Below are 12,952 nucleotides of genomic sequence, written 5' to 3'. Positions count from 1 at the left end.
TGTTTATCGACTTCACGAAGCAGGAGTAATCCGGCGTCCGACGTAATGTGGCCCCCGGAAAAGTCGGCTTCAATTTGGCGGCGTGAGAGTGGCGAGAAGGTCAGTTTTTCAGGTACCATTTTGGAAGCGGCTGTTGGTGCTTGATGGATGAGCTATGGTGATTTCTGGTGTATGGAAGCAGGCTGAAGGGGTGGCGTATCCTGTTGGTTGATCACCGCCAAGATCACAACCAACAGAGGAATGATACGCCATGTCCAAGTCTAACCTGCACGCTCTTTCACAACCAGAGGTGGCCACCACCGACCCATTGCACGAGCTGATCCGTCAGGGTGCCCGTGACCTGATTGCCAAGGCGGTCGAGTCGGAGCTTCAGGGCTTGCTGAACCAGTATGCCGATGTTTCAACACCTGATGGGCGCCAAGCTGTGGTGCGCAACGGACACCTACCCAAGCGCACAATCCAGACAGGCGTTGGGGATGTTGACGTTCAGGTGCCCAAGGTCAGAGACCGCAGCGGCTCCGGCATTCGCTTTAACAGCCAGCTCCTGCCGCCGTACTTGAAGCGGGCTCGGAGTCTGGATGAGCTCATCCCTTGGCTCTACCTGCGAGGGGTCTCCTCTGGCGACTTTCAGGAGGCTCTGAACGCCTTGGTCGGTGAGCAGGCCAAGGGGTTGTCCGCCAATACGGTGACCCGGCTCAAGGCCCAGTGGCTGAAGGAGCACGAGGAGTGGTGTCACCGTGACCTGGGCCAGAAGCGCTACGTTTACTGGTGGGCGGACGGTGTCTACAGCAATGTCCGCCTGGATGACCGGCTCTGCCTGCTGGTGATCATTGGGGTCACTGAGCACGGCCACAAGGAGCTGGTGGCTGTTGAAGATGGCCACCGGGAGTCTGAAGCCAGCTGGCGTGAGCTGCTCACTGGCTTGCGGGAACGTGGCCTGGATTATGCGCCCAAGCTGGCCGTAGGCGACGGGGCTCTGGGCTTCTGGAAAGCGCTGAGCAAGGTGTTTCCGGAAACCCGGCACCAGCGGTGCTGGGTGCACAAGACCGCTAACGTACTGGACAAGCTGCCCAAGTCAGTACAACCGAAAGTGAAGTCAGCCTTGCACGAGATCTATCTGGCGGAGACCCGTGACAGCGCACACAAGGCCTTTGACAGCACGTTGAAGCGGTTTCAGGACAAGTACCCGAAGGCCATGGAAAACCTTGAGAAGGACCGGGACGAGCTGTTGGCCTTCTACGATTTCCCGGCCATTCACTGGATTCACTTGCGGACCACCAATCCGATTGAATCCACCTTCGCCACCGTGCGGTTAAGAACCAAGCAGAGCCGATCCTGCGGCTCTCGCGACACCACCTTATCGATGGTGTTCAAATTACTCCAATCCGCCCAAAAACGCTGGAAGCGGATCAAGGGGTTCGACCAACTGAAGCTGGTCGTGGACAACGTCCAGTTTCGGGATGGAGAGCAGGTGGATGATCAAACTGGCAGAGACGCCGCCTGATGGTCATACACCAGATTTGACAATAACTCTTGATGGATTGGTTAGGTTCTTGAAATCATAGCACTTTCAGCCGCTTTCTTTTATACCCTGTGAGAAATCCGGGCTAGAAAAGTGATGTACACAACAATTAATAGTGATGCCTGCTCTACCCAGGTAGGCGTGTCATTAAGTACATACCGCCCAAACACAAGCCACCCAAATAAAATAATTAGCAGCACTAATAAAATGCCTGCAATGATCAAACAACCCACAGCTGCACTATCTAGCACTCTGTCTAGAAGACTGGTTTGTTTATCGTTCGGGTCCTGATGAGTATCAGAGTTGGCGTTCACAGTTATCTCCTACTGCTCCCTGCCCAAGAGAACAGGGAGCGTATTCGGATCGTCAGATGGTTTCTCGGATATCCGTGATTAATGATTCAAGATCCGGGTTTTCTTCGATGAACGCATCGTAAAGAGGCTGCATCATATCCTGAAAAACCTGCTTGTCTTCCACTTCATTAATTGCAACGCCTGCTTCTTCGACGATTTTTCGGCTTTCCTTCGACCCTTCTGACCAAAGCTCACGTTGTAGCTCCGCTGCTGCCAAAGCCTCTTCTTCAACAATGGTTTTATCTTCCTCAGATAGCGAATCCCACGTTGATTTAGCAACACACAGACACTCTGGAATAATCAGATGCTCAGTTAACGAGTAATATTGTGAAACCTCGTAATGGTTGCTTGATTCAAACGATGGGAAGTTATTTTCCGCCCCATCAAGTACGCCTGTTTTCAGCGATTGATAAACCTCACCGTACGACATGGGGGTTGCGTTGCCACCCATTGCCTCAATCATTTCGACATAGAGGTCGTTGTTCATTACTCGAATTTTTAAGCCTTCTACATCCTCAGGTGTTTCAACCGGCCTTTCAGTGTTGTACAGGCTGCGCGCGCCGGACTCGAACCAGGAAAGCGCCACCAACCCCTCATCTTCCAACGCAGCAGCAAACCGATCACCGATCTCACCATCCATCACTTCATACATATGCTCGCGATTGTTGAACAGAAAAGGCAGCGAGAGCACGTTGGTCTCTTTTACGATCGGACCCATCGGCCCCATGTTGAAGTTAGCAAAATCGAGGGCACCATTACGCGTTTGCTCGATCGCATCAGACTGATCGCCTAATACGGCGTTGTGGTAGAGGCGTGGTTCAATGCGGTTTTCAGTTCTTTCCGCCACTTTTTCAGCAAACGACTCCAGCGCATCAGAGTTAGGGTAACCCTCAGGATGGATATTCCAGCCCCGCCACTCAGCGGCTTGTGCTGAAAACGATAGTGCGCTCAAAACACTTGCCGTCGCGATAGTGGCTAGTGAAACGTTGATCTTGTAGTTGTACATGACGCTCTCCTCTTACAGGAAAAGTTATAAGTTATTGTGTTTTTGTTGCTCAATTAAACGCGAAAGGTGTTCGCATTCTTCCAACGTGGGCATCGTTAAAGGCGCGCGCACCTCTCCCGCCGGGCGGCCAATAATATCGGCACCGGCTTTGATCAGGCTCACGGCATACCCGGCTTTTTGATCACGCAAATCGATAAACGGGATAAAAAAGTCCTGGGTAATTTGCTTAACGACACGGCTGTCCCCTGCGCGGAGGGCTCGATAGAAAGCCACCGCCAWATCGGGAACAAAATTGAAAACGGCCGAGGAATAGGTATTAACACCGATGGAAAGATACGCTTCGGCGAAAATCTCGGCGGTAGGCACGCCACCGATATAGGTCAGGCGGTCGCCCACGGTCTTGACGATCTTGTTCAGCGCTTGAATATCGCCTTTGCCGTCCTTCAGGCCAATCAGATTCGGGCAGGCATCCGCCAGCGTCTGAACAGACGTCGCATTGAGAATGCCGTTACCGCGGTTGTAGTAGATAACGTTAATTGCCGTTGAGTCACAAATTTGCCGGGCGTAATCGACCAGGCCGTCTTGCGGGCACTCGGTCAGGTAGGGCGGCATCAGCAAAATGCCATCGGCGCCGGCCTCTTCGGCGGCACTGGCAAAGGCTTTACCTGTCGCCACGCTCAAACCGGCGCTGGCAATCACGGGAAGCTTGCCGTCAATGACCTCAACCGCCACCTGAACGATACGGCGGTACTCTTCCAGCGATAGGTTGAAAAACTCACCGGTGCCGCCCGCCACAAACACGGCGGAAATATCATGGCTAATAAACCAGGCTAGCCGCTCACGGTAGCTGGCTTCATCAAACTGGCCGTTGTCATCGAAGTCRGTTATCGGGAACGAGAGCAGGCCATCACCGATCGCTTGTATTACGTCTTGTTTGGAAAACTTCACGCCACCATCCTCATGCTTCCCTCGTTGAAGTGTGCCAACACCCATTCGCGAGGCTCTAAATCGTGACAACCGTCTAGTTGTCATACATCGTACAAATGAGAAGTTAAGCCTCATGATCCAATCAGGCAAGGCACATGGCACAAAATACAACCAAAGTTGAAGGCTGATCGCTTACGCTTCGGGTACCCCACTTAAGCCTATCGCAAAGATAAACATCTGAATTGATAGTGACTTAGTGAGAAAAGACGAGGTTGTATAGCGGGATAAGAGAACTTGCTCACAACGCCGGGCGGAGGCAGCGGTGTGGGTCAGTTGGGTGACCAAGGCCCAAAAAAGAAAGCCGCTCCAGGGGAGCGGCAAAAGACCGTGACTAGCAATGAGAGGGAGAAACCATGACAGTCAACTGGCAATGATTGCCAACTCTGTCGTGGTCTGTGGCGTCTCATCAAACGCCACAATCGCAATGTAATAGTTCTCATTTACACCGTCAAGTAAAATGCGAATGCTTTTTATTTAAAATCTCAGAATACCCTTTATCAATGATTCGGCAGCATAACGTCGGTTCGGTTATACCAGCCGATGCAATGTGCCATCTCCACTTTCAAAGGCATCAATATTCTCGAGCGTCGTCTCTGCAATATTGGCGAGCGCTTCGTCGGTAAAAAACGCCTGATGACCAGTAATCAGCACGTTATGGAAGGTCGTAAGTCGCATAAACTGATCGTCATCGATCACGCCCTGGGACAAGTCTTCGAAGAACAGCTGCTCTTCTTCTTCGTAGACATCCAACCCCAAGCGGCCAATTTTGCCGCTTTTTAACCCGGCGATCACCGCTTGAGTATCAACCACGCGTCCTCGCCCTGTGTTTATCAGCATAACCCCGGGCTTCATTTGGTCTATCGCTTTTTCATTGATCAGGTGATCAGTGTCAGGCGTCAACGGGCAGTGCAGTGAGATAATATCGGCATGCGCAAAGAGTATTTCCCGAGGGACATACTCCACAAACGCTTTGGCGTCTGGGTTTGGAAAAGGATCGCTGGCCAGAATACGGCAGCCAAAGCCATGCATGATATCGGCAAAGATCAACCCAATATTGCCAGTTCCGATCACGCCTACGGTTTTGCCATGCAGGTCAAACCCCAACAAGCCGTCCAGGGAAAAGTTACCCTCGCGCACTCGATTGTAGGCACGGTAAGTCATTCGATTAAGACTTAGCACCAGGGCTACCGCGTGCTCCGCGACTGCATGGGGTGAATAGGCGGGCACACGTACGACGGTCATGCCCAATTGTTCGGCGGTCGCTAAGTCGACATGATTGAACCCCGCCGAGCGCAACGCCACCAGCCGTGTTCCGCTGTCGTGAAGAAGGTGTAGAACGGTGGAATCCAGATGGTCGTTCACAAACACGCAGACCCCTTCATAGCCTCTCGCCAGCATCGCCGTATCAGCGTTTAGACGCACGTCAAAAAAACTCAGCTCGTGATGCTTGTCCTCATTGGCAAGGGTCAGAAAGGTTTGGTCATAAGGCTTGGCGCTAAACACGGCGATGCGCATGGCGGTTGCTCCTGTCGAGGTTTCAAGGTCAGCATAGGCAAAGCGCCTATTATCTGCCTGAACAGCGCAGGGCGTTGTTGGCAAGGATCAAGAAAGTGGTTATTAGAAAAAAGAAAGCCGCTCCAGAGGAGCGGCAAAAGACCGTGACTAGCAATGAGAGGGAGAAACCATGACAGGAAAGTGGTAATGATTGCCAAATCTGTCGTGGTCTGTGGCGTCTCATCAAACGCCACAATCACAATGTAATAGTTCTCATTTACCTCGTCAACACAAATACGAATATTTTTTATTTGCTTTTTCATCCGCTCGCCAATTGAAGCCAAACCGGTAGCGTCAGCATCGCCAGTAGCGTCTGACCGGTGATGATCGCAGCCATCAATTCGGCATCGCCACCCAGCTGGCGAGCCAGAATATACGCTGACGTCGCCGTGGGCAGTGCGGCAAACAACAGCGCGACGTCGCGACTCACCGTATCCAGGCCAACCAGCCACGCAAGCCCCAGCACTAACGCAGGCATCAGCAACAGCTTGACGCTGTTCGTCGCCAGCACGCCACGATCAACGCGCAGCAGCGCTGCCGGGCGCAATGCCACCCCCACAGCAACCAGCCCAAGCGGCAAGGCAGCACGGCCTAGTAGATCGACGGTATCGTGGCTCCAGCCCGGCAGCCCTATGCCGGAAAGATTCAACACAATACCCAGCAAGCACGCCAGAATCAGGGGGTTCTTGATCAGTGCCATGATGCTTTTGCCAATGCTGGCGTTGCCGAGCGTGCCGGCGGCAACAAAGCTGGCCACGCACATGATATTGACCACTGGCACCATCAGCGCCACCGCCACGGCGGCGGTGGTGGCGCCGGCGCTGCCGTGCAGGGCCGCCGCCCCGGCAACGCCCACATAGGTATTGAAACGCACCGCGCCCTGAAACACCGAGGTAAATGCCGCCGGCGTCAGCTTCAATCTTGCGCGCAGCCGCCAGAGCAGCAGCCCAAACGCGGCCATCGCGCCGAGCAGCACCAGCGCCAGGCGGGTCACCGGCACCTGGCTGACATCCGCTGTCGACAGCGTCGCCACCAGCATGGCCGGGAAAAGCACAAAGTAGATCAGCCTCTCCATGTGCGGCCAGAACGTATCGCTGGGCCAGCGTTTGACGCCCAGCGCAGCGCCCAGCAAGATCAATAGAAACAGGGGGCCGAGGGCACCGCTAATGCTTGCCATTGGACTTCCTTATCCTTTTGTTGGCCCACGCCGTGACAGGTGCGGGTTTACTGTTACTATGAACATAGCTACCCAGTCGTCAATAGGGTCGAGTTCATCGCCTGCAGGGAGATACCATGGCCTATCCGAAACTATGGCTTGGTGTCGGCGCTGCCGCCGCACTGGTTGTGGCGAGTGGTGCCGTGTTCTACAAGGCCACGCTGACGCCGCAAAGCGACATGCCGCCTGGCGGTGAGATTGAACTGCCGTCCACCCGAGGCGACTTTTCGCTGTCCCAGCTTGCTGATGACCAGATTGCGCTGCTGTCGTTCGGCTATACCTATTGCCCTGACGTATGCCCTATGACGCAGTCGGTCAAGCGCCAGGCGCTGGCTGAGCTTTCAGCCTCGCAACGCGAAAAAGTGGTGCCTGTCATGGTCACCGTCGACCCCCAGCGCGATACCCTGAAACGGCTCGAAGAGTACCTGGCGTTTTTCGGCGAGGACTTTATCGGGGCCAGCGGCAACCAGGCCGAACTGAATGACGTGATGTCCCGTTACGGAGTCATTACGCGGCGCGTTGAGGCGCCCGACTCCGCCATCGAGTACACCATTGACCATAGCTCATCACTCTACCTAGTCGACCGCGACGGCGATATCTTGCAACGTGTACTGTATTCGCCAACGCCGCAAGGGCTTACGGCTGCCCTATCGCATGAACTGGGTCGTTAATCCTGCCCAGGTGTTGCTTGCAGTCGTTCCAGCATGGCCACTAGTGCCTGGACCTGCACGCCTTCACGGGTATCGTGCATCGGGGCTAACTGTGAGGAACGCTCGGCATAACCCCACCAGTCCCAGCAGCCTTGAGGGTTCATCATGCTGCTCTCCGCCTGGGGGTAAAGCACGACCTGCTGATGCAACGCTGCCCAGTCATTGAGCCCGCTGTGGCGTACAAATGCATCGCCAATCGCGTCTTCATTCATCTGACAGCCGTGAAGTGCCACCGTGACCTGACATCCGCCCTGTTCGCAACCTTCGGGTATAAAAACAAAGCCGCTATCGGCCAGCCCGGCCACGGCGAAGTCGGACTGATCAAAGGCGCTTAAGTGACCCTGGCCCTCATCGTTCCTTCCGCGCTCGGGGTACAGAAAGCGCATCATGGCCCCAGCGACATCGTCATCGCAGGCAAGCAGGTAGCTGCCACCCCCCTGCTGACAGTCGCCCAAGGCTCGTGGAGGCGGCAACTCATCGTCCAGCCTGACCGGCCAGCCATGGCCGGTGTCTTCACGCCGAACGACGCGCAGCTGATCGGCACCGGACAGCCAGCGCTCCCATTGGGCTGCCAATAAATCGCCCAAATCAGGATCCACGACATCGTCATCCTCGCCGTGCCACAAAAACACCCTTAATTGACTGAGCGTTTCCCGTGGCCCCACCTGACCTGCCGCCTCGTAGCGGCGACGGCGATTTTCAAGCCTGTCGAGGGATGGCTCGCCGCCCGATGTCGTCATGCAGGTACTCAGCGCCCGGCTTAACGAGCCTTCCGCACATCCCCAAGGGCCCGCCGCCAATACGCCCACTGCACTGAAGCGCTCAGGAAAGGCCACGGCCAACTGCGTGGCCATGTACCCACCGGACGAAATACCCACGACGCTGACAGCCCTCTTGTCAGCGCCTAGCGCGGCTAACGGCTCGGGCGCTGCCTGAACAACCGTCGCTCCCTCCAAGCCACCGATAAACAGCAACCCACTGATCCAACAGCGCGGAGATAGACACGACGGCAATGGCATCACTTATTCAACGTCCAACAGTTCTACACGGAAGGTGAGCACCTCGTTGGGACCAATCGGGCCCTGGCCACTTTCACCGTAGGCTAGGTCGGAAGGGATATACAGCATCCAGCTGTCGCCCACACTCATTGCTTGAAGGGCTTCTTGCCAACCTTCGATTACCTGATTGACCTGGAAGCTGACCGACTCGCCGCGTTCATAGGAACTATCAAAGACCGTGCCATCCAGCAGCATGCCTTCGTAATTCACCTCGACGGTGTCTTCGGGGCCAGGCGACTCGCCCTCGCCTGACTCAAGCACTTCGTACTGGAGGCCTGACTCGGTGACGGTCACCTCATCGCGCTCGGCGTTTTCGGCGAGGAAAGCTTCACCGGCTTCACGGTTCGCTTCACTGGCTTGCGCCGCTTCCTCTTGGCGGGCCGCCATGGATTGCTCCTGAAAAGCCATCAATGCTTCGCTCATTTGCGCTTCATCAAGCGCCAGATCATTACCTTCAAACACATCGCGTATGCCGTCGGTAAAGGTGTCGATATCCAGGTCTTCGACATCGGCCTGCATGCTTTCACCCAGCGTAACGCCCAGGCTATAGGCCAAACGCTCTTCTTCTGTTTCCGGCGCCGCAGCGGCCAAGGGAGCCACCAGTAGTAAGCCAACCAGGGCCGTTGAGGAAATCGCTACGTTCATAGAACACCTTTTTTGCGTGGTGCGAAGCACCGTGATGAGGGTAATGGATGCGTATTGAAAGGACACTTAAAAGAGTAACACCCGCCGCCCCAGGCTGCATCTGCCGAGGCGGCGGGTGTTATTACCCTGCGATATCTCCGGGGAAGAGCGTTACACCACCATCGTGGGGCAGTGAGCTGAGCCTGCCACTCGCTGGGAAACACTGCCCAACAACAGGTTTTTATCGCCGTTGGTGCCTTGGGCACCGATAACGATCAAGTCACACTCACGTTTGCGGGCAAAGCGAACGATGGTTCGCGATGGTCGACCTCCCTTGACGAAGGCCCGCACGCTCCCGCTATCAGCCCCCATCTCTATCGCATGGGACTTGGCGTGTACCGCGATTTCCGTGGCGTACTCCTTCAACGCATCGTCAGGAATGTCCAGCTTGCTGGGCCGCACCATGGAAAGCGATGCCTCAAGCAGGCTGTGGTGCTTGAACACACATAGCAAGTACAGCTCTGCGCCGGTCAGCATGTGCAGGCCTACGGCTTTCTCAAGCGCCTTGAGGGCGCCCTTGGAGCCATCCACCGGCACTAATATGCGGTTGAACATTGGCGTTCTCCTTGTGACGACTTAGCGAAACGCTATATCGCGCAGGAACAGGGCAATTTGCGGGAACATGATCAGGAGCACGGCCGCCAGAATCAACATAAAGATAAACGGCGGGGTGCCCTTGATCACATCCCAATACGGGCGCTTGAAGATCGCAATGGCGGTAAAGATATCGCACCCAAAGGGCGGCGTCGCCGAGCCGATGGCCACCTGCAGGGTAATCAAAATCCCGACCAAAACAGGATCCAGCCCGGTGGAGGCAATTGCTGGCGCAAAGATGGGTGTCAGTACCAGGATCACCACAATCGGGTCGACAAACATGCATGCCACGAAGAACGCGATACAAATGGCAATCAGCACGCCGGTGGGGCCTGCTTCATTGACGCCCACTGCCTCCAGAATCGCCTGGGGAATCTGCGCAAACGAGATGATCCACGAAAAGCTGTTACCCACGGCCACGAGAATAAACACCACGGCGGTAATCAAGCCCGTCGATTTGGCAATGGCGTAAATATCATTCACTTTCAGCGAACGGAATACCAGGAACTCGAGGAAGACGGCATACAGCACACAGGCCGCAGCAGCTTCAGTGGGGCTGAAAATACCGCCATAAATACCGCCAACGATAATGACCGGGAAACCCAGCGGCCAAAGCGCCATGCGCACGGCCCTACCGCGCTCTCCCCAGGTCGACTTTGGCTCGGTAGGGACGTTTTTCACCGTCGCATAAATCATGCTGTAGGCAGCGAACATCATCAGAATCATCAAGCCAGGTCCGATCCCGGCAATAAACAGCTCACCAATAGACGTACCTGAAATGACCCCGTAAATAATCATGCCGATACTCGGCGGAATCAAAAAGGCAATATCACTGGAGTTGATAATCAACGCCAGGGTGAACGAATCCGAATACCCCGCTTTCAACATACGCGGCCGCAACGGCGAACCAACGGCCACTACCGTGGCCTGCGTCGATCCCGACACTGCCCCGAACAGCGTACACGAAGCGGCCGTGCTGACGGCCAGGCCGCCTTTCACATGGCCGATAAACGACATGACCATGTCGATCAGCCGACTGGCTGACTGGCCCCGGGTCATGATATCGGCGGCCAGAATAAACATCGGTACCGCGATCAGCGATGCGGGACGTATCCCCGCCATCATCTGCTGAATCAGGGTTTCCATCTGCCCCAGCCCGTTGAACATCATGTAAAAGCCAATGGCCGAGGCGGTGATCAACGGGATCATCATCGGAAAGCCCAGCAACAGCAGGGCAATCATCGTAGTGACCATTATTGTCGTCATAGCGGTTCCCCTAGGCAGCGTTGCCCTGCGTTAGACTTCCGTTTCGGTATCTTTATAACCATCCACCACCCCGGTGGAGAGGTACACATCCCGGGAGGTCATGTTCTTAATTGCCGTTAGCAGGTATTGAATGCCGGTAATCAAAAAGCCCATCGGTACCCAGAGATAAATGATCCAGATGGGTAGCCCCAAGGATGGCAGCACGCGCCCTTTGCTATACAAATCGATGATGTAAAACACCGAGTAGTAAAGCAAAAAGAACATGACCATCGAGGTAAACAAGGCAATGACGATCATCAGTAATTTGCGACCTCCAGTGGGGAGGGCATCGTAGATGGCCGACATGCGAATATGCCGACCGTGCCGGGCGGCGTAGCCAATACCGGCAAACGTAATCATGATAATCAGGATACGGTTAATCTCACCTGTAAACATGATGCTGTGGCCGAACACAAAGCGTGTAACCACGTTAGTGACCGTATTCAGAGCCATGAGCAAAACACCCATCGCCAAAATGACGGCTTCTAATTTGCTGATAGCTGTATCAATCACCCCTAAAAAACCGGGCAAGCCAGAGCGGTAGCTTTTCTCAGACTCTTCTTCGGTCATGGCCGGACTCCTTTTATCACGCAGCCTTGCGCTAGCGATTTCACCTTTCCACACCGATCTAAATGCCGGAAATTGTTGTGCCATCCACGGCTAACATAATTAGCCTAGCGGTAACCCAACGTTACTGGTTCAACGCTGGATGAACGAATTACTTTCCAACAAGCGAATTGATATTGCTATTGATCATATGAGAAAGGGGCAGCCGCTGGCCGCCCCTTTGGTCCTTCCGTTGCAGCACCTTGTATGGCGAGGGCTGCTTATTCTTCGTCGCTGGAGACTTCTTCCAAGTCTTCCTTGAACTGATTGAGCAACTCTTCACCGCGCTCACCGGTCATTTCCAGAAATGCTTCCTCAACCTGAGGCGCACGTTCACGGAAGGCCTGAATCTGCTCTTCATTCAAACGCGTGACGGTGACTTCATCAGAGGCTTCCTGAATTTTGGCAAGCGATTCTTCGGCTAAGCCCTGGATATGCTCGATGGTATGATCATAAGCCACTTCAGAGGCTTCCTGGACCAGTTGCTGATCTTCTTCGGAAAGACCTTCGTAGAAGTCCTGGTTGGCCATCATCGCAGTGGTAAACCAGCCGTGACCGGTAAAGGTCAGGTGCGGAGACACTTCATACAGACCGCCGGACTCGATCCAGAAAATCGGGTTTTCTTGACCGTCGATAACGCCGGTCTGTAGGCCACCATAGACTTCACCCCAGGGCAACGGCGTTGGCGTAGCCCCGAACGCGTCGTAGGTTTCCGACAACAGCGGGTTGGTCATGGTACGGATTTTCTTGTTATCCAGCCCCTCGGGAGAGGTGAACGGCTCGTTGGTCGTCACGACCATCTCACCTTCCGGATACATTTGCAGTAGCTCTAAGCCTTGCTCAGCATAAAGCTCTGGGAACATCTCGTTGATGGCTTCGCTCTCGTCGAAGAACTCAAGTACGGTTTCTTCGTCGGTGGGAAGCAGGTAGGGAATGAAAAAGATTTGTGCTTCAGGGATGAGCGAGCCGGTGAAACCAGGCGACTGGTTGACGAACTGGAGAATACCGTTCTGGGTCTGCTCCATGATGTCATCGGACTCGCCCAGCTCGCCAAAGCGATAGACTTGGACGGTATGATCGGAATTGTCTTCGATGTGCTCTTTGAACGCATAGGCGAAAACGTCCTGAACATCACCTTCATATTCTTCGTGCGCGTAACGCCAGTTGTCTGCCTGAGCGACGCCCGACATACCAACCAACAGTGCACTGACGCTCGCCGTCGTTACTAACTTGCTTGCCTTCATGCGGTGTTCCCCTTGCAGTGGTAAGCGCGCTGTACGAGTGCGCAGGAATCTGCTTTGATCGGCGCGTCTCACAACGCGCAGTGTTGTGGCCACTGTGCAATCGCTGAATGGCG

Annotated in this window: 13 protein-coding genes; 2 read left to right on the top strand and 11 right to left on the bottom strand. The window is 54.7% G+C overall.

What is annotated here, in order from left to right:
- The first annotated feature begins 250 nt into the window (after positions 1–250).
- On the top strand, positions 251–1,504 hold the full coding sequence (locus tag B7L15_RS06070) for an IS256 family transposase (protein ID WP_085918100.1): 1,254 nt from the start codon (positions 251–253) through the stop codon (positions 1,502–1,504).
- A gap of 384 nt (positions 1,505–1,888) precedes the next feature.
- Here the strand turns inward: B7L15_RS06070 and B7L15_RS06060 are convergent, their stop codons facing one another.
- The 5 genes from B7L15_RS06060 to B7L15_RS06045 form a co-directional block, all read right to left on the bottom strand.
- A complete protein-coding gene (locus tag B7L15_RS06060) occupies positions 1,889–2,881 on the bottom strand; it encodes a TRAP transporter substrate-binding protein (protein WP_085918099.1) in 993 nt (330 codons plus the stop codon).
- Between the two features lie 24 nt (positions 2,882–2,905).
- On the bottom strand, positions 2,906–3,829 hold the full coding sequence (gene kdgD, locus B7L15_RS06055) for a 5-dehydro-4-deoxyglucarate dehydratase (protein WP_085918113.1): 924 nt from the start codon (positions 3,827–3,829) through the stop codon (positions 2,906–2,908).
- A 567-nt stretch (positions 3,830–4,396) separates the two neighbouring features.
- Positions 4,397–5,383, bottom strand: coding sequence for a 2-hydroxyacid dehydrogenase (locus tag B7L15_RS06050; protein ID WP_085918098.1), 987 nt, complete (start codon positions 5,381–5,383; stop codon positions 4,397–4,399).
- Positions 5,335–5,685 carry a hypothetical protein gene (locus B7L15_RS19525; protein ID WP_176243640.1) on the bottom strand — a complete coding sequence of 117 codons (351 nt, stop codon included), beginning with the start codon at positions 5,683–5,685 and terminating at the stop codon, positions 5,335–5,337. The genes B7L15_RS06050 and B7L15_RS19525 overlap by 49 nt, the downstream gene beginning before the upstream one ends.
- Complete coding sequence (locus tag B7L15_RS06045; RefSeq protein ID WP_085918097.1) at positions 5,682–6,599, bottom strand: AEC family transporter; 918 nt, start codon at positions 6,597–6,599, stop codon at positions 5,682–5,684. Before B7L15_RS06045 ends, B7L15_RS19525 begins: the two co-directional genes overlap by 4 nt.
- Positions 6,600–6,715: 116 nt before the next feature.
- On the opposite strand from B7L15_RS06045, the gene B7L15_RS06040 reads away from it, so the two are divergent.
- Complete coding sequence (locus B7L15_RS06040) at positions 6,716–7,309, top strand: SCO family protein (RefSeq protein ID WP_085918096.1); 594 nt, start codon at positions 6,716–6,718, stop codon at positions 7,307–7,309.
- Here B7L15_RS06040 and B7L15_RS06035 read toward each other — a convergent pair.
- The 6 genes from B7L15_RS06035 to B7L15_RS06010 all read right to left on the bottom strand — a co-directional run bounded on the left by B7L15_RS06035 (position 7,306) and on the right by B7L15_RS06010 (position 12,839).
- Positions 7,306–8,367 (bottom strand): alpha/beta fold hydrolase, encoded by a 1,062-nt coding sequence (locus B7L15_RS06035; protein WP_085918095.1) that lies wholly within the window; start codon positions 8,365–8,367, stop codon positions 7,306–7,308. The genes B7L15_RS06040 and B7L15_RS06035 overlap by 4 nt on opposite strands.
- Before the next feature lie 3 nt (positions 8,368–8,370).
- Positions 8,371–9,051: an FKBP-type peptidyl-prolyl cis-trans isomerase gene (locus tag B7L15_RS06030; RefSeq protein ID WP_085918094.1), complete on the bottom strand. Its 681-nt coding sequence runs from the start codon at positions 9,049–9,051 to the stop codon at positions 8,371–8,373.
- Positions 9,052–9,201: 150 nt separating this feature from the next.
- The gene (locus B7L15_RS06025; protein WP_066316329.1) at positions 9,202–9,645 is read right to left on the bottom strand and encodes a universal stress protein; all 444 of its coding nucleotides are present in this window, start codon (positions 9,643–9,645) and stop codon (positions 9,202–9,204) included.
- 21 nt (positions 9,646–9,666) lie between these two features.
- The gene (locus B7L15_RS06020; RefSeq protein ID WP_085918093.1) at positions 9,667–10,950 is read right to left on the bottom strand and encodes a TRAP transporter large permease; all 1,284 of its coding nucleotides are present in this window, start codon (positions 10,948–10,950) and stop codon (positions 9,667–9,669) included.
- Between the two features lie 30 nt (positions 10,951–10,980).
- On the bottom strand, positions 10,981–11,559 hold the full coding sequence (locus B7L15_RS06015) for a TRAP transporter small permease (RefSeq protein WP_085918092.1): 579 nt from the start codon (positions 11,557–11,559) through the stop codon (positions 10,981–10,983).
- Positions 11,560–11,816: 257 nt separating this feature from the next.
- On the bottom strand, positions 11,817–12,839 hold the full coding sequence (locus tag B7L15_RS06010; protein ID WP_085918091.1) for a TRAP transporter substrate-binding protein: 1,023 nt from the start codon (positions 12,837–12,839) through the stop codon (positions 11,817–11,819).
- Between the last annotated feature and the right edge of the window lie 113 nt (positions 12,840–12,952).

Source organism: Halomonas sp. CSM-2 (genome assembly GCF_002119345.1).
GTDB lineage: Bacteria > Pseudomonadota > Gammaproteobacteria > Pseudomonadales > Halomonadaceae > Vreelandella > Vreelandella janggokensis.
This window is presented reverse-complemented; position numbering and strand designations above follow the sequence as displayed.